Here is a 21,377-nt window from a genome sequence, read left to right as displayed (position 1 = left end):
TAAGTATTTTTAGGCCAAATCAAAATCCATGAGCGTAAAATTTGTTGGCTTTTCTTTGCTTTTTTTGATGGCCATTTCCTGTAAAAAAGAAACCAAAAAAGAAGACACCCAAGTTTGGAATACCAAAAAACTGGCAGAGGAAAACGCCACCCACAACCAATTGCTCGATATTGAAAAAGAGCAGGGGTGGGAACTGCTGTTTGATGGGAAAACATTAAACGGCTGGCATGTGTACAACGCTGGCGCACCAACAGTCTGGGAAGTGAAAAACGGCGAACTCCATAGAAATGTGGAACTAGAATCCGAGCATAATGAGGATTTGGTCACGGACAAGGCCTATGAAAACTATGAGCTGATCTTGGAATGGAAAATCTCGGACCGTGGAAATAGTGGCATCTTCATCAACGTTCAGGAAAAGCCCGATGTTGGCACAGCCTATCAAACAGGGCCTGAGTTCCAAATTCTGGACCCCAACCATATGGATCATGATGTTGCTGTTAAAAAATCGGGCTGCCTGTATGGTTTTTCCCCTCAAAAGAATGAGGCCCTCACCAAATCTGGCCAGTGGAATCAAACCCGTATCAAACAGGTAAATGGAAAAGTGGAATTCTATTTAAACGGCGTACTTACCGCAGTCGAAGATTTTACTACACCGGAATGGAAAGAAAAAATCACGCAGACACATTTTAAAAACTATCCCGAGTTTGGACAAGCCACAGAGGGAAAAATCACCTTACAGGATTGGTATTTTGAGGTATGGTTCCGGGACATAAAGATTCGGGAACTTTATTAAGGCCAGTCTCAATAAGGTCAAATGACCTTCTTCTTTTGAAACTGACCCTCTTATTATTCTTCTGGTATCAAAACCACTTCTTCCGGTATCAATAAAAACAATACGCAACCTGTGTTGGATATTACGCTGTGTTTGCCCTTGGGAGGAGTGTACAGATAATCTCCTTGGGTAAGGGTTTCATGGTGGATTTGGCAACTTCCTTCCAAAACCAAGATTTCTTCCCCGGCCGGATGTACATGATAGGGATACGAAGCTCCTTTTTCAAATTTTAACAAGATGGCCTTTGAACGATTAGTTTCCTTGTCAAAGCGGAGCGATTTAACGTAGATGCCCTCGTAATGCACCCCACTTTCCACTAGGGGCTGCCATGCTTTCTTTTCACTCTTAGTAATGTAGTCTTTAATATTCATCGTGTTATTTTTTTTGATGAACAAAGTTGGGGAAAGGGGTAAGGCCAAAAAATGGAAAATCTTGGGTTTTTGATGGAGAATTCAGTTTTTGAGATTTTTTAGATACTCGATAGGGGGCATCCCCACATGGTTTTTGAAGAATTTTGAAAAATAGTAGGGATCTTGAAATCCAAGGGCAAAGGCTACCTCTTTCATGCGCTTGTCCTCGTACTGGAGAATGCGTTGGGCTTCGGAGACCACCAATCCATGGATAACGCCCTGTGCGGTTTTGCCCGCGTGCAATTTGGCCAGTTCGTTCAGTTTTAACTCGGTTGTTTGGAGCTGATCGGCTATTTGGGAGAGTGTATAGTTTTTATCAAAGTTATTACGAACCAATTCCAGGAAACGTAAAAATAAGGCATCGGGTTTCCAGACCACACCACCATGGGCCAGTTTGGAGCGGTTGGTCTCAACAAGCAGCAATTCTATTCTAGCATGAATGGATTCCAAATATTGAAATGGTCTTTCAATGAGTTCTTGCTGTATTTTTTGGAGTCCCGATTCAATGGCTACGGAATCATCTATGGTGATAATCTCATTATAATCGAAATGGCAAAAAAGACTGTTCTGGAAAATGAGTTCAATATCCTTCTCCGTTTTGCAGATATAGTCCAAGGTAAAATCCAATACAAATCCTTTGGCGTTTTTCATATTGGAAAAACAGTGGTATTGGCCAGAAGTAATAGTAAGTACCTGATTTTGGACCAATCTCAAAAGTTTTTGGTCCACAAGAACGGTAAACTCACCGCTGCTGCACCAAACAAAAAGGTATTTCTTCACCCTTTTCGGCGCAAAGCTTTTTAAGGTTTCAATATTTTGGATATCAACCATATACAGTATCTCTTTACCCTATTTTCCCACCTTGGATAATTTGTATGCCCTCTTTTTGAAAATAGTGTTCAACGGCTTCTTGCACAGCCCGTAACGAGCTGTATTTGGGTTGATATCCCAACAGCTTCTTTGCTTTATCAATGCTGCCACATGGGCTGTGCGCAATGTGGTCCCAAGTGAGTTCCCTATCCCTATCGCTGACGCCCTTTTGCCATTCCTCCCAAGGCTGAAACCGCAATTGGGGTACTTGTTCAAATAGTTTGGCCATTTCTTCCGCATAGCCCCGTAAAGTAAGTGCCTGCTCGGAAACTACATGAAAGCTTTCTCCAATGGCATTTTCCCTATTCTGCATGGCCTTGACAAAAGCTTGTGCCACATCGTCCGCATGCACATGATGAACCGTTTCCAAACCAAGGTTGGGCAAGGTGATTTCCTCGCCTTGGGCCAATCGCAGAAATACCTCCGGATTTAGATTCCCCGCCGGGTTCACGGGCAACCATCCCGGTCCCGTAATATGCCCTGGGTGGAGAATAGTGACCGGAAACCCACATTCTTCATGAAAATTCAACAGGTAGGCTTCAATTTTAGCTTTATTGATTCCATAGGTTCCAAAAGGATTCCGCTCTTGGGTTTCCGTCGTGGGAACCTGTACGGTATGTCCATGGACCCACATGGTGCCACAATGCAGAAAATGTTGCACTTTGCCCTTTAGGTTTTCAGCAAGACGTTGGGCACTCTGGGGGGTGAAACAAATCAAATCAATGACCACATCGCCGTTCAGGGATGCGATTTGAGTCCCAAAATCCCCGTTCTCTTCAGATTTTTCCCGATCAATGTTCACAAACTCCACCGATTGCCATGCCTCATGACCAGCATAGGGTTGGGACTGTTGCCGACTTACACAGACCACATCATGACCGGCTTCAACAAGTTTTGGCACCAAATAAGTGCCAATATGGCCAGTGCCTCCAATCAATATTACTCTCATCTTCGATATTTATTTCTTGATGTGGAACATTTCCTCATTCAACTGCGAAGAGCTATAAACCCTGTCCGAAAACGCTGGATATCGCCCATAACAAGAATAGGGGGAGGGTAATGTTCTTTTTCATTTGTCTTACGAGGTTATTTTAAAATACGACAGGGTTCAAATGCGAATCTATGGTCTCTCCAATGGCCACTCCCGGGCACCAGGTCTCCCAATCGTTCTTTTGGCCGTCGTTCTCAGGTTTCTTCAAAGTCATGTCTTTGTCCATATAGATTACCGTCATGACCTTTCTGGTTTCCGCGGTAGTATTGGCCCCGGCCCGGTGGAAAATCCAACCGGAATGAAAACTGACCTCGCCAACATCAAAAGCTTCTATGGTGTGCGGAAAATTATTGATCTTCAGGTTTTTTTGAATTACTTGTTCACTCTCATCGCTGATGGACAGTTCGCGCCCCAACAGAATCTCTTGACTGCCCGCACTGAATTCCAGGGGTCCCATCTCCAAAGGTGTTTCTTGCAAGGGAATCCAGATGGTGATGGACTTGTCCGAAGACAACGGCCAGTAATATTGGTCCGCATGCCAAGGGGTGATTCCCCCGCCAGCCTCCTTAAAAAGGGCTTGATCGTGGTAGATACGAACCCCATCTACCTGCATGAGGTCTGCGGCCACTTTGGCCAACCGTTTGCTTAGGATCAGTTTTTTGATTTCCTCGTCCTGCACCCAGAGATTACAGAGTTGCAAAAAGGCCTTTCCGTAGGTATCTCGCTGATTGATGGGAACATCCACCTTGTTCAGTTCTGCAACCTTTTTGGAAATGACCGTATTGAAATGCGCCACGATTTCGGGAGATAAAAATTCCTTGATCTTGATGAAGGCGTTCTTTTGGTAAAAGTCCACCTGTTCTTTGGTCACCTGAAAAGATTCATCCAATAGGGTTAGATTCATAATATTTTTAGCTCTGTCTTAGTATTTTTTCCATTTTCCGGCCCTTGGCCAACTCATCCACCAGTTTGTCCAAATAACGGACCTGTTGGGTCAGGGGATTGTCGATGTCCTCTATTCGATACCCACAAATCATCCCGGTAATGAGGCTGGCATTGGGGTTCAAGTCCGCATCTTGGAAGAAGGTCTCAAAAGTACTCTTGGCATCGATATGTTTTTGAATGTCATCATTATCAAAGCCCGTGAGCCATGTGATTACCTCGTGCAGTTCTTCTTTGGTGCGACCTTTTTTCTCCACTTTGGTCACGTAATGGGGGTATACCCCGGCAAAGGTCAGTTTTGCCATGCGTTCGTTATGTTCTGGGGTGACTTTCATGTTCACTTATGATTATCTGTTAAACTCTACGGCAATTATTTATAGGAATTGTTGGTTACAGGTCTTTCTTCTTTAAATTCAGTTGGGTCATGATACCCAAAATAGTCCAAATCGCTTCCATGATCTTCAATGATCATCCGTACAGTATCCAAAGATTTTAGGCGTATTTCATTGTTTACGGCCCTTATGGTGGCCAGTTGGTCAACGGGGTGGTTCCTATCTTGTAATTCAGCCTTTAAATAGTATGCATCGCCCACATAAAAAGTCCAACGGTCATCTAATCTGTAAGCTACACCGCAATGCCCAAGCGTGTGCCCAAAAAGTGGTATTAGGTATGCCTCAAGAGCCAAATCCAATCTACGGGCAGGTAAGCCGAGCCATTCGCTATCATCATCGCTGTACATGCGGATTTCAGGATTGTGCGATAGTTGATGGGGAAAGTACCTTTCATTGCCGCTTTTATAGCTATCGTATTCTTCCTTTGATACGTGGACTTTAGCGTTGGAAAAGTCGGCAATCCCACCAATATGGTCCGGGTCTAGATGCGAGCAGATGATGTTGGTTACCTTGAGCGGATCCAAACCCAATTCCTCTATTTGCCGAATTGCAGTAAAGCTCTCATCAAATTGGAATCCCGTAATCTCCACCAATTCCCTGCCCAGTTTTTTCTCCGGTTCCCTAGTTTCTGCCAACCCGATTCCTGCGTCAATAAGGGTAAGGTTCCCATGGTTTTCAATCAGTATGCAATGACCGATAGCCGAACCAAAGGGCGATTCTATTTTTGTGCAGTTTAAATGATACGCTTTCATCTATCCTTGTTTTTTGATTTGTGGTCAGTGTATGATGATTAAAAAGAGTAATCAAGCAATCTTTTGTATAGGCTTGCTTAAATGTAGCGATTTTGAAAGGATCTAGGAAGACAGTCACGGTCAGTTGCCCACCTTGCGTAGGATCTTCTCTTTTAGCCGGACAAAGTCTATCCAGTAAATATCACCGATTTCAACTTCTTGATCATCTCCAGAGACACCGCGGTGAAAAAACAGGTACTTTCCATCAGGGGAGACACTTGCGGTCATTTCACAATGTTCCGTATTAACTTCGGGGCCCATATTATACGGTTCTGTCCAAGTGCCGTTCTGGTTAAAACTGATGTACAGGTCGCAGTCCCCAAATCCGTCTTCGCTTTCACCATCATAGATCATATAGCTCTCATCCGGTGCAATGTAGGAATGGGCGATCCACTTTCCTGAGAAATTGATGTCCGTTGCCATGGTCTTGGCATCGCCATAGCCGTTTGCTTCTTTATCGGAATTATAAATAACCCAATCCCCGGGCTTGTCGTCCTTCTCGCCAGAAGTAAAGTACAGGTTGCCGTTTTCCGAAGCGGTCAGGTACATGACCACCCGATCCACGAACGGACTGCCCAGAGGCTCGGGGGCGCTCCATCCTTTTGCGGTTTTTGTACTGTACCATTGGTGCATCCCGGAAGCCTTGATGGTATCGTTGAGGGGTCTTGTGGTCCCAAAATAGAGCAGCTTTCCAGTGGGGTCAATATGGGGCTCAAAATCCCAGCCCGTATCGGTGGAAAAAAAGGCCGGCTCCGGTTTGGACCATTGTCCATTTTCCAGTTTCATGGTGAAAATCTCATTATCGTCTTCCGGTTTTCTTCGTGTGAAGAACATTTCATCCATTTCTGGGCTAAAAGTGATGGCAAACTCAAAATCATCGGTGGAGACCACACCTTCCCCAAAAATCAGGGCGGTGTCCGTAGGGATTTGATCGCTGAGCAGCGTTAGGTTCGACTTTTTCTCTGGCTGACAGGACACGAAAAAAATCAGCAGTAAGACAAAAATAGGGTAGTGGATTCTCTGTTTCATTCTATGGATTTTTTGATTGATGTTCATTGTATTGTCTTTGGTAAAACTTGCGCTATGGCCCTTCATTAGCCGCATCTTCCCCGATCTGCGCTATTTTTTCCTGACAGATTTCCTCGGTAAGCTGCTTTAGTTGCAGCACTTTGTGGGACAGGTATTCCAGATCACCTTTGGTGATGTGGTACTCCTTCATGTTGTAACGGGCATCGATGTAGGCGCGTTTCAGCAGCTCAAAAAGGCGCTTGTGCTCCTCGGTCTGTTTGGGAAAAAGGTCGAAACGCTTGTCGCACATGGCCACCTTGATTCCCAAAGTCTCCAGATTGTGGTCCTTGGGCCGGTAATCCGTGAACACCAACAAAATGGTAGTGTAGTAGCGCTCCACGGCTTGATGAAGATCAAACGCAGCCTCATTCAATAAATCTTCGCTTATGCTGAATTCGTATTTTTTCAACGCATTGTTTGCACTCGGGAACCATTGGTCAAAATAGTCTTGGGCCTTGTCTTGGTACTGTTTTGGGGTGAGCTTTTTGGGCGAGGCCAGTTGATGCTTGCCCGAATCGTACAGCACAATGCCCTCTTCCTTGATGTCCTTAAAAAAGTAGTTCCCCACCCTTAGGGCCTGGTTCAGGTGTTTGATCCCGTGGAAAATAAGGTTCACCGGGGTGGCCACTTGGCCCGTGACGGTGAGCTCCGCCTTGATCTGGTCCTCTATACGGAACTTTTGCTGCAGGTCTTCGTGGGTGAGGACCACGAGCAGGTCGTAATCGCTGCGGTACTCGTAGGTGATGCCCTGTTCCACATAGGTGTCCTCTACCCAGTTGCCGCGGGCGTAGCTGCCAAAGAGCAGTACCATTTCCACTTCCTTGAACCCGGACAGCAAAGCGGTGAGCTTGTGCAGCTCGGCCTGCTTGTGATCTGGGAGATGTGCCACGGTCTTGTTCAATTGTTGGGTGTTTGTGCCCGAAAGATAGGCATATTTGGGTTTGGGTGGTTTTTGGTTGGGGAGGTTGAAAGTTTAATGCTTAACCACTTTTTTAATTTTTCCCTCATCCAAGTATTTTATCCATTCGCCTGTTTTCTTGTAATTCAACATTTGTCCTTCATCGGATAAAAACCATTTACAGGCTTTATAAGTATACTTGTAATGCTTTTCAAGCGTCAAGATATCAACGGAATTCTTGTCATCTAAAAACTTCTTGAATTCCTTTACATCGGTATCTATCTTTAAAGCTTTGGATTCGCGAAGTAAGTTTCCTTTGCCATCATATAATTTCCAAACCAAAGGATTTCCAAATTTGTCATATTCAGCTTCTGTAAGAACCTGTCCATTTTTATAATATTTGGTCCATCTACCAACATTAAAAACATATTCATAATTCTCAAAGTCATAAACTGCAAGTGTCCCCAACTCTTTTTGTACCCCATTTTTGAACTTTATATCAACGACTTCTGTTCTTGATGGTAATCTACCTGAAACTATTTGCTCAAATCTTTCCGTATGTTGTGCTTCTGATAAATTACATACCAGAAATATGATTATGAAAGTGAAAATACTTCTCATTGAATTTTCTTAAGAACCTAAGTCATGGATTAGAGGCAGAAGAACGTGAATACTTCTTATGGGTTATTTTCTATACTTTATTTTTCTAGTGGAAACCTGATACTTTCTTTTTTTACCGTTTTTATATTCATACCAGGTTTTTTTTACCCAATTATTGAATTCGTCATATTTATATTCATATTCATTTCCCTTTGATTTTATTAAATCCCCTTGTTCATTATATATGAGGTCATCAAATTTTCTTTCTTCAAAATTGATTTTCATTTCACTTGTGGAAATTATATTGCCCCTTTCATCCAGCACCGATATATTGGCGATATTTTTTTCATAATCATAATCAGCTATCTCGACTCCAGTAAAGTTTGAACTTAACTCTTTCAATACCAGTTTTTCAGGATGTCCTTTATCATTGTTCTGCAAAGAAGTAATTCTAAATGGTTGGTTATCGACATTTTTATCTATTGTTTTGATTAAGTGACCATTTTTGTCATAAACATATTCCGCAGTCTGTGTAGAATGGCCAACTATTCTATTCCAAGTTTCAAATCTTCTGGAAATACTTTTGGTGTTTGTTGAGTCGTACATAAAGTTAAGCCTTGCCTTCATATTTCCTTTATCATCATACCTCATTTCGGACAGCAGCATATTTTTTCCATTGAAAAAGGAAACGGATTTTGACTTTTCCGTTTCATTTTTTCTGTAATACGTCGTGATGGTTGTTATTTCGGCAACATTGGGTTCATCTTTAATGTCTGGTTTACGATCATGGTTTAAAGCCGTTGCAATACTTTGAGAATAACAATTCAGTCCTACAAATAATATGACTATAAGATTTAGCTTTTTTTTCATGAATACTGACATTACTTCCAACTTATCAACATGATGGACCATTTGGTTCCAACAATATTTTCTAAATGTAGGTATTCTTAAAAGATCTTTCCCCATAATCCCAATGTGGAAGTTTTCCAAAAAAATCAACCATAAAATTATACGTTTTTTCCTACTTATTTAATAAGAATTACTATCTTAACCAGGAAACACCTATTAAACATTTAATCATTGACATTATGAAAAAACAGATCTTTTTTTTCGCGATTCCCGTATTGCTTTTGGTAGGGCTACTGTTCTTGAACACACCACAAGAAAGGGCCTACAACGAGTTGCCGGAAAACCCGGAAACCGAACAGGCCTTTACGTTTCCCTGCGCATTCTGTGATGCGGAATTGGCCGCTTGCATAGCGGGAGGCTCCTTTACCGAACAGGAGTGCCAACAAATGATGGCCTCCTGTTACGCGGAGTGCCAGCCCTAAGGTACAGCCAAGTATTTTTTTGGGACAGTGCCCGGACCTATCGTTCAACCTGTACGTATTCCTTTAGGAATACCTCCCTTGTTTGACCATTAGACGGTAGGTTTGGGCGCTTGTTCTTTTATGCCCAAGCCATTTGCCGATGGCTTTTTCTTTTTCACAGAATTTGTTTAACATTGGGCCTATAAGCAACGTTATGAAATTTGGCCAAGTAGACCACCCGGAACTTATTGATTTTACCATTCCGCCAGACCACCCGGACACCGCCGTGGTGCTGTCCCAGTACAAGGGTGGGGGAGCGCCCAACGTATATGTGGGCTGCGCCAAATGGAACCGGCAAGACCTTAAGAACTTTTACCCCCGTGGTACCAAGGACGAGCTGGAATATTACGCCACCCAGTTCAACAGTATTGAGCTGAACGCTACCTTTTACCGCATTTTTCCGGCAGAGCAATACCGAAAATGGTACGACAAGACCCCGGAGGGTTTCAAGTTTTTTCCCAAAATGACCAATGCGGTGAGCCATTTGCGACGTCTGAACGATCAAGTTTATGGGATAGTGGACGAGTACTTGCAGGTAACCTCGCTCTTGAAGGAGAAATTGGGCACCATTTTCTTGCAGATGCACAACAACTTCAACCCCAAGAATTGGGACAGGGTAGTGCGCTTTGTGGAGTATTGGCCCAAGGAATTTCCCTTGGCCCTCGAGTTCCGCCATACGGATTGGTTCACCGATGAAACGGTTTCGCAAGAGCTTTACCATCTGTTGCAAGAGAACAATATGGCCAATGTTTTAGTGGACACGGCGGGCAGGCGGGACCTGATGCACATGCGGCTTACCAACAACGAGGCCTTTGTGCGCTACGTGGGCGCCAACCACGAAACAGATTATCCCCGACTGGACGATTGGGCGACCCGATTGACCGCTTGGAAGGAGCTGGGATTGGAGAACATCCACTTTTTTGTGCACCAGAACCTGGAGCTGGCCTCGCCCTTGCTTTCGGCCTATTTTATTGAAAAACTGAACCCTGCCCTGGGGTGTGGGCTGGCCATCCCCAAGACCACCATCAGTCCGCAGGAGCGTTTGTTCTAGGCAATTTCAATTGTGGAATCTTTGACGGGCAAAATTGCAGAGTCCGTATTCCCTGATAATGAAATGTTTCAAATCCGTAATTCCATCGTAAAGGAGTGCTAAAATGGGGCGTTTTGGCTTTGATTTGACCTAATTTTGTATCACAAACAGAACGCTAAATGTTACAATAATGCGATTTCACACTAGAAAATGGGTAAAACCAGAAGACCTGAACGCCAACGGGACCTTGTTTGGCGGTAGGGTGCTGGCATGGGTGGATGAGGAAGCCGCGCTGTACAGCATCATACAACTGGAAAACAAAAAAGTGGTCACCAAATACATGTCAGAAATCAATTTTATGAGCACTGCCGAAGAGGGTGATATCATTGAGATCGGAATCGATGTGATCAAATTTGGGGTGACCTCCATTTCCTTGAACTGCGAAGTGCGGAACAAAATGACGCATGAGAGTATTGTTACCGTTGACAACATCATTATGGTAAACCTAGACGAAAACGGCAACCCGAAACCTCATGGCAAGACCAAGATAGAATACGTTAAGGACCGCTTGGCCCAAAAAGAAAAGGAAGAGAAGGCCTAGACCTTAATCCATAGTGGCTGCTACGGCTTGTACCTCGTCCAAGACGCGTAGAAGGTTACCGCCCCATAGTTTGGCGATTTCTTCTTCGGTATAACCGCGTTTTACCAATTCCAAGGTTACATTGAAGGTCTCCGAAGCGTCGGACCAGCCCTCGATACCACCACCGCCATCAAAATCGGAGCTGATGCCCACGTGGTCAATCCCAATGAGTTTCACCATATAGTCGATATGGTCCACAAAATCAGACACATTTACCGCTGGAGGTACATTGGGGTCGTTTGCCGCCATTTCCTCTCCCAATTTGGTCACTTTGGGATAGTTTTCCATGAATTCTTCCTGTTGATCCTTGTTGAGAGAGCCAAATTCGGAGCGCTCGTACCAGTTCAATCCTAGGGAATCAGCCGCTTTTTGGTTGACGCTTTTCATATACGCCGCACGGGCATCGTTCTTTTCCGTACTCAAATACGAAGTGAAGGCCACCGTTTGGGCCACTCCTCCATTTTCCTTCAACAAAAGGAGCAGTTCATCGTCCAGATTACGGCTATGGTTGCAAAGTGCCCTAGCAGAGGAATGCGAAGCGATGACTGGGGCCTTGGACAGTTCTATCATCTGTTTTATGGCCTCTTTGGAAGGGTGGGAAATATCGATCATGATCCCTACGCGGTTCATTTCGGCAACGGCCTGTTTTCCCAACTCACTGAGTCCGTTGTGCAACCACACATCGTCCGCTTCACCAGTGTTGGAATCACTGAACTGACTGTGTCCGTTATGGGCCAAGGAAATGTACCGTGCTCCCTGTTTTTGGTAGTCCGCTATCTGAGATAGGTCCTCGCCAAGGGGATAGGCATTTTCCACCCCGATCATGGCCGCTTTTTTGCCCGCTGCTGAAATCCTTCGCACATCGTCCGAGGTCAAGGCCAATTCTATCCGATTCGGGGCATATTCTTCGCACAGTCTGTGGATGGCATCAAACTTGGAAATGGCATTCTCCTTGGCCTTGGCATAGCCATCGGCGTTCAAGGAATCCTGTCCGGTATAGACAATGAACCAGGCCACATCCAGTCCACCTTCTTCCATCTTGGGCAGGTTTACCTGATTTTCGAGTCTTTGGGTATAGTTGATACTGTCCGTAAAGTTCCTCACATTGATGTCGATATGGGTATCAACAGTGATCACGGTATCATGGATTCTTCGGGCTTTTTCTTCCAAGGTTTCAGTTTTATCGGATTGTTTTTCAGCGCATGAAAAAAAGAGGCTCACAGCGCACAAAAGATAGGTGTATTTCATAGTTGGTGGTTTACACCTACAAATAAAGCAATTTGACAACAAAATCCATGGGCTACGTAACAATTAATTGTAATCCCTTGATCCAATGCGGATTTTTAGGTGATAATTCAATAATTGAACAAACTTTGGGAACTCGGGAATTACTTACCTATCTGGAAAAATTGGAAATTGGGCTCAGCAGCTTTTCGTATGAGGAATTGGGCGTTGTGGAGGCCGGTGAGCTGAAAAAGTCTTTTGAAGTCTTTAAGTACGGACTCGAAAACAAGGTTTTTGGGGTTCCTGAAATGAAGCAATTGGAAAGCATTTACCAAAGTGTGGGCATCCAAGGTTCCGACAGACCCCTAAGAGATACGAATGATGTACCCACCGAACTAAAAGAGTTTCTATCGCTGATCGATGCCATGGAGAATACCCGCTTGTCCCGCGAACAACAGAAAATCGCAAAAGCCATGAAACAGGTGGCAGAGCGATTGGGCAAAGGCTTGCCCATATCCAAAAGCCTTCAATTTATTGAGAAAGAGCTAGAACCTGGCCATTTGGCCCATAAAATCAATTTACAGCCCATTTTAGACGATTGCATGGGCCAGATGGAACTTATGGAGGAGTTGGTACGACTCTTCAAACAAAACCTCATGGAATTTATTGGCAGCGTAAAGGTGCACTTGAAAAACGAAAGTTATAAACAAGTAGATCTGGCCTGCCAGAAAGTCCGCCCCAGTCTGGAAATGATGAAAGCCAACAGTTTGTTGGAAATCGTGAAGGAAATCCTCATGCTCTGTAGAACAGACAATGATTCTAAACACCACGCTTTTTTGTACGACCAGTTTCTAATGGAATATCCCAAAGTACAGGAGCAGGTAGATCTTGAAATGGAAATCCTTCGAACCATGTAAAGTTCATATCATGGAAAACCAGACCCTTCCCGATTATCTACAAAGTATTTTTCATCCGTTGCTTAAACACACTAGTGACTTGGAGTGCCAACTCATGTTGCTGGATGAAATAAAAGAGGTAGGGGACAAAAAGGAAATCCCTTTGCTTAAGGAGCTGGAGAGCCATGACAATCCTAAAATCAGTCATAAGGCCTTTGAGGTAAAAACTGTTCTACAATCCAAGTTGGGAATGGATGCCGATAGGGAACGCAGAAGGCTGCCCATGAGCCTATGCTTCATCTACGATGAATTTAATATTCGACCAAGTAAAATTGACCCAGATCTAGAATTTGGCGTGTCTCTGGACATCCTTGATTCCGAATAACTTGGGGCACTTTTTTGTTTATCCTTTAGATAGTCCATTTCACAACTGCAATCCAGAATTTCACCACAAATTATTGGTACACAATAATCTTTCCCATAGATTCACGTTAGTAACAAAGACCCAAACATTAAACCCTCGAATCACAATGTTATACGATACCTACGGAGAAGAATATTTGGCGTTCTTGCAGGAGCTCAACGAAATTTTGAGCATCAACGAACTTGCCGAGCTTGATTATTTATAGTTTAACCAAACGTTGTACCATGAAAAATCTTAACCACGAAAACACGGCATATCTTAATTTTATTCAGGATTTGAACAATATGCTCGTCGATTTTGATATCAATCAGCTGAGCTTTCCATAGTAGTTTAAGTGGATATCATGGAAAAGGGGATGTTTTTAACATCCCCTTTTCTATTTGTAGTGATTTAAGATGTTATCCTAAATACGATTTCAATATTTTACTTTTTGAAGTGTGCCTAAGTTTTCTGATGGCCTTTTCCCTTATTTGCCGCACACGCTCACGGGTAAGGTCAAATGTACTTCCTATCTCCTCAAGGGTCATGGAAGGTTGGTTGCCGATGCCGTAGTACAATCTAACCACATCAGCTTCCCGCGGCGAAAGGGTGTCCAGTGCCCGGTTGATTTCCGTGTTCAAGGATTGATGCATTAAACCTCTATCCGGTTTTGGCGAATCCCCAGCGTTGAGCACATCATAAAGGTTGGATGTTTCGCCCTCTTTTAAAGGTGCATCCATGGATACGTGTCTTCCTGTGTTTCGGAGAGATTGTTTTACCTCGGAAACGGTCATATCCAATTCTTTGGCAATTTCTTCGGCAGAAGGTGGTCGTTCATGGGCCTGCTCCAGATAGGAAAAGGTTTTTTTGATTTTATTGATGGAACCAATCTTGTTCAAGGGAAGTCGGACCACTCTTGATTGTTCTGCAAGAGCTTGTAAAATGGACTGTCTGATCCACCATACGGCATAAGAGATAAATTTGAATCCACGGGTCTCATCAAAACGTTTAGCGGCTTTTACCAGACCAACATTGCCTTCATTGATCAAATCGGGTAGTTTTAACCCTTGGTTTTGGTATTGCTTGGCAACCGAGACCACAAACCTAAGATTGGCATTGGTCAATTTTTCAAGGGCAACCTGATCGCCGGCCTTAATGCGCTGAGCCAACTCAACCTCTTCTTGGGCAGTGATCAAATCAATCTTACTGATGTCCTGAAGATATTTATCCAATGATTTAGACTCCCGGTTGGTTACCTGCTTGATGATTTTTAATTGCCTCATGCTCAAAAAATGGTTTTCAAAGTGTTATAAGCTTACATAATACATTATAATGGGCTATTTTCCAAACGCTAAATGTTATTGTTATCCAAATGTTATGAGTATTTGCCGCTAAAACTACAGATCTAGGGCATTGTTGATAGTATCTTAATAGAATTGCGACAGTAACTTTCCACCTAACTATAAAAAACTGCTAATTTTGCAAGGTTTGTTGATCAAGAACCAAAAATCATTTTCCATTGGAGGTAGATAAAGCAGTAAGAAAGAAAACACTTTACAATTACCAGCAAGAAGACCTGAGAAAAATCTTCAAGCATTTGGATGATTTGCCCTCTGGTACAAACATTCTTTATCAGCTTCCTACCGGGGGTGGAAAAACGGTGGTTTTTTCCGAAATCACCCGAAAATACATTCAAAATACAGGTAAAAAGGTCATTGTACTGACCCACCGTATCGAGCTCAGTAAACAAACCTCACAAATGCTCCACGGTTTTGGGGTTGCCAATAAAGTCATCAGTAGTGAGGTCAAGGAACTGCATGACCAAGATGAGTACATGTGCTTTGTGGCCATGGTGGAAACCTTGAACAATAGGCTCCAGGAAGAGAAGGTCACCATCAACAATATTGGTCTTGTAATTATAGATGAGGCCCACTACAACTCGTTCCGAAAACTCTTCAGGTACTTTGACAAGGCCACCATTTTAGGCGTAACCGCAACACCTTTGAGTTCCAACATAAAACTTCCCATGAAAGATCATTACAAGCATTTGATCATTGGGGAGTCCATAAAATCGTTGATCGAGAAAAATTTCTTGGCCAAGGCCAATCTATACAACTATGATGTAAGCCTAAAAACCTTGAAACTGGGTATCCACGGAGATTACACGGTAAAATCTTCTGATGAGTTCTATGGCAACCACAGTATGTTGGGTAAGTTACTGACCGCCTATGAAGAAGTGGCCAAGGGCACCAAGACCTTGATATTCAACAATGGGATCAATACCTCCCTGTATGTGTATGAGACCTTTAAAAAGGCCGGATATAACATTCGCCATCTGGACAATAAGAATACGGCTACGGAACGAAAGGAGATTTTGGATTGGTTTGCGGAAACCCCAGATGCCATCCTCACCTCGGTGAGTATCTTAACCACAGGATTTGATGAGCCAACTGTGCAGTCCATTATTCTGAACAGGGCGACCCGCTCCCTAACTTTATATTTTCAGATGATAGGAAGAGGGTCCAGGGTATTGCCACACAAAGATGAGTTCAATGTTATTGATTTAGGGAACAATATTGCCCGTTTTGGGCCATGGGACACTCCTGTGGATTGGCAGGAAATTTTTCACTTTCCTGATTTTTATCTGGAGAACATTAAAAATGATGAAGATATTGAGCGTGAGTTTATCTACGAAATGCCCGATGAGCTACGGGCCAAATTCAGCAAGTCTGAAAACATTACATTCGATATCAAGGAAGAATACAAAAAGGTCTTTGCCCAAGGGAAAAAATCCAAAGAGGTTCTGGAGCGTAGTATTGAACAGCATGCCCAAATCTGTGTAGAGAACAGTGAAGACGTGTTTGATGCCCGTATCTTGGCCAAAGAACTCAAGGAAGAAATTGCATACCGTGTGCGACAGTATTCCTATTGTATCATGAACAACACCAAAAACTACAAAGAGTGGTTGGAGGAAGATTATGAACGTAAACTGCGTTCCAGCATTTCCAAAAAATTTGCTGCGTTGATGTAATCATGAAAAAGGCGCTGTTCATAGGTCATGTATGGCCAGAGCCCAGTACCACCGCAGCCGGTCACCGAATGCTGCAGTTGCTGGAAGCCTTTCAAAAGTTTGGTTATCACATCACCTTTGCTTCCACCGCACAGAAAACGGAGTACAGCCTTGATTTGGAAAACATGGGCATTACTTCTGTCGATATTTTGCTCAACCATTCGAGTTTTGATGTCTTTGCAGCAGAACTGTCACCTGATGTGGTAATCTTTGACCGATTTATGGTTGAAGAGCAATTTGGATGGCGCGTGGCCGAATTTGCTCCCAGAGCTATCCGAATACTAAATACCGAAGACCTACACGGACTGCGAAAGGCTAGGGAAGAGGCTTACCTAAAACAGGAAACATTTTATTTGGATCTTTGGAAAAACCACCCCGTTACCCTGAGGGAGGTGGCCAGTATCTACCGCTCCGATATTTCGTTGATGATTTCCAGCTATGAACTATCAATTTTGCGAGAAAAGCTGGGTATTCCAAATGAGTTGCTGCTTCACCTTCCTTTTATGGTGGAAAACATATCCAAAGAAGAGATTCTCAAATGGCCGAAATTTAAAGACCGTAGGGACTTCGTTGTTGTGGGTAATGGCAAACATGCCCCCAATATAGATTCCATAAAAATCTTAAAGGCCAAAATATGGCCCCTTATCCGAAAAGAATTGCCCGATGCCCAAATCCATGTGTACGGTGCCTATCTACCACAACAAGTCGAGGAAATGCACCGTCCCGATCAGGGATTTCTCGTAAAAGGTTGGGCTGAAGATATGGGCGCCATCATGGAAAAGGCCCGTTTGGTATTGGCACCAATCCAGTTTGGGGCAGGCATCAAGGGTAAATTATTGGACGCCATGCAATTTGGAACACCAAGTGTCACCACACCTATTGGGGCAGAAGGGATGCATGGTAATTTGCCTTGGAACGGAACCATTTGCCGAGATTGGGAATCCTTTGCCCAAGCAGCGATTACGCTCTATCAGAACCCGGTCCAATGGAAAGAGGCACGAGCCGATGGAGTGGTATTGGTCAATACGCTGTTTAACAAGGATTCCTTGCAAAGCCGATTGCTGCAAGCCATGGATGGTGTCCATCAAAACCTTGAAGAACATCGCAATAAAAACTTTATAGGTCGATTGTTGCAGCACCATACTTTAACCAGCAGCAAATATTTGGCCAAATGGATTGAGGCGAAGAACACATGACATTATTCTGTCTTACTCAATGGAGCTGGATCGGCAATTTTTGACGAAAACTGATATGATGTAATAACAAAATAACTGCACCAGAATACAATACCTATCCACTTTGCAGCATCTTCAGCAAAATTTTGCCAATCACCAATCCAACTTATCAAGAATTGTTTTATGATCTTATCCATCAGAACCGATAGAGATAGAAATGCCATTGCAAGGATAAATACGAAAACATCTGTTTGGAATAAGATTACCTTTCTAAAAGTTATCAGATAGGTTAGTACTGCAGCTCCCAAGAGAATAATAGTTACATTTTCATTTAACCCAATAGTACCGCCCAAAACCTCATGAAATAAAAACAAATCATCAAACAGCAAATACCCTGATAATAAGGCAGAAAAAATCAAGAATAGAAATTTTTCTTTCGAGAGTGCATGGCGTTGGATTAATGCCGCAAAACCGCAACTCGTCCCTGCCACACACCATAGTAGTATTCCTAGATTGGAAAGAAACCCTGAAATTGGATGTATACCTCCCAAGGAAACTGTGTCTTTTGTAAAGGTAGAAATCGGTATTTGATAATTAACACTAATTGCAACTGCTGCCCCAAGAATCAATAAGGCTGGAAAAATAATCAGTAACAGTAATTTGATTGATGTAATCTTAAATGTAAATTTTTTAATTGAAATACTTCTACTCATTTTAACATTGACTTGGAATGTATAACGATATTTTGTGAAATTTCTTGCAAATTCAGTTGCGTAAAAGCAAAAATATTGAAAATAATCTTATATATCCTTCCGCAAAAAAAGCAGCCTAGTTAGTGCCTTATTTATCCAACTTTCTATGAAAATCAATTTTCCGATTTTTCCTCTAGGTTGATGTATATTTTTTTCATCACGGTCGTTTTGCCTTCGTCCTCAGCAACTGAAGAGGTGGTGAACATCATCACACCGCTAGATGAGCCTGCAAGTCCTCCCCATAGGACATCTTCAAACTCTTCCGGGGAAATTGTTCCTGGGCTGTTGTGCGCTTGAACAATAGGCCATACTTTGGGATATTCACCCTTCTTAATGTCCAATTGGTTGCTAAACCAAAGGATATTTTCTTTAACCCAATCGGAATCTCTTTCCATTCTGCCATGATAGACCATGGGGGAAAAGACATCTATGGTTTCACGCAATAGTTCATAATCCAGTCCTAAAATGCGGCGTCTTGCGCCATCGAATTCCTCATCATTCCATGGACAATGGTAAAGCCCAAGAAGAGCATTAGGCTTAACCTCTTTGATGATTTTTTTCATTTCATAGGTCCAATCATAGATTACCTTACAACGCCAATCCCGCCAAGATTTATCATGCTTTTCCAGAATCCAATCCGCTTTTTCAGCAGTGGTTCCTTCTGGAATTTCAATTTTGGCATCCTTTGAAAATCTGTCAAGGCAATGGCCACAAAAGCAAGTCTCGGGCAATATGGGTTCCGGGTCTTCAAACTGGGCATGCCAGTGTACATAATCCATCCAAACCCCATCCAAATCAAACTCCAGAAGTAAATCCCGAAGTTGGTCAAACCGAAACTTCCGGAAGCCTGGTTCAGTTGGACACACCCCCATAAACCAAGTGGCAGCCTCTACTTTTTCGCCTTTCTCATTGATGGCCCAAGCTTCAGGGTTCTCTTCCACATAGCCTTTTCCATTTAAAGTTGCAAACTCGGCATATATCTTCATGCCTTCTGACTTTGCCCTTTTCATCATATCAGCGTTGATGGACCCACTGTGGACAAATATCGCGTTAACCCCAAGTTCCTTAAGGTCATACCCTTTGTCCCATAAAGGTTTGGGGTTCCCATAAACACCTCTTATCTCAACGGTTTCTACCGCTTTTTGTGCGCAAGATGCGACCATACCTAGCCACATGCAGAGCAAAAAAATAGAGGCAAAGCGTTTCGTTATTTTCATTTTATCTTAATTATTTATCCTTTGACAGCTATTACGCGCTATTTTCCATTGTATCCAGGTCCACGTACCACACGCCCTGGGAAAGAGCCCGTATGTTCCCCATCCTTGAGCACTTGGGTTCCGTTCACAAAAACATGCACCATTCCTGTTGCATACTGATGGGGTTTTTCAAAAGTTGCCTGATCTTGAATTTTTTCTGGATCAAACAAAACCACATCGGCATAATGGCCGCTAGTCAATACACCACGATTTTTGATTTTTAGATTGTTTGCAGGAAGGGAAGTAAGCTTATAAATAGCCTCTTCCAACGGGATTACTTTTTCATCCCGAACATATTTGCCCAACAAGCGTGAGAAATTGCCATACGCCCTAGGATGGGTACTCGATTCAAGAAAAACACCCTCCGTGGCCATGGACTGCCCATCGGAACCAAAACTCATCCACGGCAACGCTATTTGTTTTTTCACATTCTCTTCCGACATCAAAAAATAAATGGTTCCCACCCGGCTTCCATCCTGTACCACCAAATCCATTGCAGTTTCTTCTGGTGTGGTCCCTCGCATTTCAGCAATTTCCTTGAGGGTCTTCCCTGTTAGATATTTGAGTGAATCATTTTTAAACCCTACAAGCAATATTTTTTCCGGATCTCCAGCGGCCTGCATAAGACTTTCCCATTCATCGGTAGGGGTCACCATTTCTTCCAATACCTTTTTTCTTATAGTGGGGTCTTGTAAACGTTCCGCCCATTTATCGTATCCCCCTTCTTGGACCCAAGGAGGCATGGAGGCATCCAAGCCTGTGGCTCCCGCAACATAATTGTACATATCTGCGGTAATGTTCAATCCTTTTGCCCTCGCCGAATCTACTTTGGCAACCACTGCGTCAAACTTATCCCAATTGTCTTTGCCACTTTGTTTTAAATGATAGATTTCGGCACGGATACCAGCTTCATGGGCTATTTGGATCAATTCATCCAAACTTTCCAACAGCCTGCTCCCTTCACTTCTCATATGGCTGATGTACATCCCATTGTAGGCTGCCGCAACTTTACAAAGCTCTATCAGTTCTTCCGTGCTCGAATAAAATGCTGGGGCATAAATCAAGGAAGAGCCTACGCCCAAAGCACCTTCTTCCATAGCTTGTTTTACCAAAATTTTCATGGAATCCAATTCTTGGGTGGTGGGTTCCCTATCCTCATAACCTACGGTATGGACCCGTAGGGTAGTAGCGCCTACAAAAGAGGCTACATTGGGGGAAACTCCTTTATGGGTAAGGAATTCAAGGTACTCATTCAATGTGGTCCAGCTAACATTATATTTTATATCGCCTTGACTCTCTTGCTCCTGTCTTTTCATTTTTTCACTCAAGGGCCCCATGGACACCCCTTCCCCAAATACTTCCAGGGTAACCCCTTGCTTGATGTCTCCCATGGACCGACCGTCCTCAATCAAAGATTCCACTGCCCAACTCAACATATTGATGAACCCAGGGGCCACCACCAAATCGGATGCGTCAATCTCCGTATTCCCAGTAGCATTCTTTAAATTGCCAATTGCGGCAATCGTATCGGCATTGATGCCCAAATCCCCAACATAGGAAGGGTTCCCAGAACCGTCCACAATGCGGCCATTTTTTATGAGCACATCAAAATTTTGTGGTTTGGAACAGCTAAAAAATAGGAATATAGCAAGGACAAGGATTGCTATTGGGTTGAATTTCATAATTAGGTTATTTAGTGATGGTAACCAATTTAGTGAATTTTATGTTCATGCCATCTGCATAGTGCATAGCGTAAAAAAAGAAAAA

23 protein-coding genes are annotated in these 21,377 nt (G+C 43.2%); 8 read left to right on the top strand and 15 right to left on the bottom strand.

Annotation, left to right across the window (positions count from 1 at the left end):
- Positions 1-28 precede the first annotated feature (28 nt).
- Positions 29-793, top strand: a complete 765-nt coding sequence (locus ACP14V_RS08395; protein WP_272610154.1) for a 3-keto-disaccharide hydrolase — start codon at positions 29-31, stop codon at positions 791-793.
- Positions 794-846: 53 nt separating this feature from the next.
- On the opposite strand, the gene ACP14V_RS08390 is transcribed toward ACP14V_RS08395, so the two are convergent.
- From ACP14V_RS08390 to ACP14V_RS08345, 10 genes are all read right to left on the bottom strand, one after another.
- On the bottom strand, positions 847-1,203 hold the full coding sequence (locus ACP14V_RS08390; RefSeq protein ID WP_272610153.1) for a cupin domain-containing protein: 357 nt from the start codon (positions 1,201-1,203) through the stop codon (positions 847-849).
- A gap of 81 nt (positions 1,204-1,284) precedes the next feature.
- Positions 1,285-2,073: a helix-turn-helix domain-containing protein gene (locus ACP14V_RS08385; protein ID WP_272610152.1), complete on the bottom strand. Its 789-nt coding sequence runs from the start codon at positions 2,071-2,073 to the stop codon at positions 1,285-1,287.
- Positions 2,074-2,086: 13 nt separating this feature from the next.
- Positions 2,087-3,061: an NAD-dependent epimerase/dehydratase family protein gene (locus tag ACP14V_RS08380; protein WP_272610151.1), complete on the bottom strand. Its 975-nt coding sequence runs from the start codon at positions 3,059-3,061 to the stop codon at positions 2,087-2,089.
- A gap of 142 nt (positions 3,062-3,203) precedes the next feature.
- A complete protein-coding gene (locus tag ACP14V_RS08375) occupies positions 3,204-4,007 on the bottom strand; it encodes a phytanoyl-CoA dioxygenase family protein (protein WP_272610150.1) in 804 nt (267 codons plus the stop codon).
- Positions 4,008-4,014: 7 nt separating this feature from the next.
- Complete coding sequence (locus ACP14V_RS08370) at positions 4,015-4,380, bottom strand: DUF2200 domain-containing protein (protein ID WP_272610149.1); 366 nt, start codon at positions 4,378-4,380, stop codon at positions 4,015-4,017.
- Positions 4,381-4,415: 35 nt separating this feature from the next.
- Positions 4,416-5,189: an MBL fold metallo-hydrolase gene (locus ACP14V_RS08365; protein WP_272610148.1), complete on the bottom strand. Its 774-nt coding sequence runs from the start codon at positions 5,187-5,189 to the stop codon at positions 4,416-4,418.
- Positions 5,190-5,309: 120 nt separating this feature from the next.
- A complete protein-coding gene (locus tag ACP14V_RS08360; protein ID WP_272610147.1) occupies positions 5,310-6,257 on the bottom strand; it encodes a hypothetical protein in 948 nt (315 codons plus the stop codon).
- 52 nt (positions 6,258-6,309) lie between these two features.
- Positions 6,310-7,197: a HEPN domain-containing protein gene (locus tag ACP14V_RS08355; protein ID WP_272610146.1), complete on the bottom strand. Its 888-nt coding sequence runs from the start codon at positions 7,195-7,197 to the stop codon at positions 6,310-6,312.
- Between the two features lie 72 nt (positions 7,198-7,269).
- On the bottom strand, positions 7,270-7,815 hold the full coding sequence (locus tag ACP14V_RS08350) for a hypothetical protein (protein WP_272610145.1): 546 nt from the start codon (positions 7,813-7,815) through the stop codon (positions 7,270-7,272).
- Positions 7,816-7,878: 63 nt separating this feature from the next.
- Positions 7,879-8,760 (bottom strand): hypothetical protein, encoded by an 882-nt coding sequence (locus ACP14V_RS08345; protein WP_272610144.1) that lies wholly within the window; start codon positions 8,758-8,760, stop codon positions 7,879-7,881.
- Positions 8,761-8,882: 122 nt separating this feature from the next.
- Between ACP14V_RS08345 and ACP14V_RS08340 the strand changes: the two genes are divergently transcribed.
- The 3 genes from ACP14V_RS08340 (at position 8,883) to ACP14V_RS08330 (ending at position 10,795) form a co-directional block, all read left to right on the top strand.
- Entirely contained in the window at positions 8,883-9,125 is a 243-nt protein-coding gene (locus ACP14V_RS08340; RefSeq protein ID WP_272610143.1) for a hypothetical protein, read from the top strand.
- 193 nt (positions 9,126-9,318) lie between these two features.
- Positions 9,319-10,215 (top strand): DUF72 domain-containing protein, encoded by an 897-nt coding sequence (locus ACP14V_RS08335; protein WP_272610142.1) that lies wholly within the window; start codon positions 9,319-9,321, stop codon positions 10,213-10,215.
- A gap of 169 nt (positions 10,216-10,384) precedes the next feature.
- Entirely contained in the window at positions 10,385-10,795 is a 411-nt protein-coding gene (locus tag ACP14V_RS08330; RefSeq protein WP_136567572.1) for an acyl-CoA thioesterase, read from the top strand.
- Positions 10,796-10,798: 3 nt separating this feature from the next.
- Here ACP14V_RS08330 and ACP14V_RS08325 read toward each other — a convergent pair whose 3' ends face one another.
- A complete protein-coding gene (locus ACP14V_RS08325) occupies positions 10,799-12,082 on the bottom strand; it encodes a dipeptidase (protein ID WP_272610141.1) in 1,284 nt (427 codons plus the stop codon).
- 47 nt (positions 12,083-12,129) lie between these two features.
- On the opposite strand from ACP14V_RS08325, the gene ACP14V_RS08320 reads away from it, so the two are divergent.
- Together ACP14V_RS08320 and ACP14V_RS08315 are read left to right on the top strand one after the other, a co-directional pair.
- Positions 12,130-12,975: a hypothetical protein gene (locus ACP14V_RS08320; RefSeq protein WP_272610140.1), complete on the top strand. Its 846-nt coding sequence runs from the start codon at positions 12,130-12,132 to the stop codon at positions 12,973-12,975.
- Between the two features lie 10 nt (positions 12,976-12,985).
- Positions 12,986-13,339: a hypothetical protein gene (locus tag ACP14V_RS08315; protein WP_272610139.1), complete on the top strand. Its 354-nt coding sequence runs from the start codon at positions 12,986-12,988 to the stop codon at positions 13,337-13,339.
- A 437-nt stretch (positions 13,340-13,776) separates the two neighbouring features.
- On the opposite strand, the gene ACP14V_RS08310 is transcribed toward ACP14V_RS08315, so the two are convergent.
- Complete coding sequence (locus ACP14V_RS08310; protein WP_136567568.1) at positions 13,777-14,640, bottom strand: sigma-70 family RNA polymerase sigma factor; 864 nt, start codon at positions 14,638-14,640, stop codon at positions 13,777-13,779.
- Positions 14,641-14,876: 236 nt separating this feature from the next.
- Between ACP14V_RS08310 and ACP14V_RS08305 the strand changes: the two genes are divergently transcribed.
- A complete protein-coding gene (locus ACP14V_RS08305; RefSeq protein WP_272610138.1) occupies positions 14,877-16,388 on the top strand; it encodes a DEAD/DEAH box helicase in 1,512 nt (503 codons plus the stop codon).
- A gap of 2 nt (positions 16,389-16,390) precedes the next feature.
- Positions 16,391-17,623 (top strand): glycosyltransferase, encoded by a 1,233-nt coding sequence (locus ACP14V_RS08300; RefSeq protein WP_272610137.1) that lies wholly within the window; start codon positions 16,391-16,393, stop codon positions 17,621-17,623.
- A 2-nt stretch (positions 17,624-17,625) separates the two neighbouring features.
- On the opposite strand, the gene ACP14V_RS08295 is transcribed toward ACP14V_RS08300, so the two are convergent.
- From ACP14V_RS08295 to ACP14V_RS08285, 3 genes are all read right to left on the bottom strand, one after another.
- Positions 17,626-18,315: a hypothetical protein gene (locus ACP14V_RS08295; protein ID WP_272610136.1), complete on the bottom strand. Its 690-nt coding sequence runs from the start codon at positions 18,313-18,315 to the stop codon at positions 17,626-17,628.
- Between the two features lie 152 nt (positions 18,316-18,467).
- On the bottom strand, positions 18,468-19,571 hold the full coding sequence (locus tag ACP14V_RS08290) for a hypothetical protein (protein ID WP_272610135.1): 1,104 nt from the start codon (positions 19,569-19,571) through the stop codon (positions 18,468-18,470).
- A gap of 38 nt (positions 19,572-19,609) precedes the next feature.
- The gene (locus ACP14V_RS08285) at positions 19,610-21,292 is read right to left on the bottom strand and encodes an N-acyl-D-amino-acid deacylase family protein (protein ID WP_272610134.1); all 1,683 of its coding nucleotides are present in this window, start codon (positions 21,290-21,292) and stop codon (positions 19,610-19,612) included.
- Positions 21,293-21,377: the final 85 nt, after the last annotated feature.

This window comes from Flagellimonas alvinocaridis, assembly GCF_965248585.1.
GTDB classification, from domain to species: domain Bacteria; phylum Bacteroidota; class Bacteroidia; order Flavobacteriales; family Flavobacteriaceae; genus Flagellimonas; species Flagellimonas alvinocaridis.
Note: the sequence above shows the minus strand (reverse complement) of the source record. Positions and strands in the feature narration are given on the sequence as shown.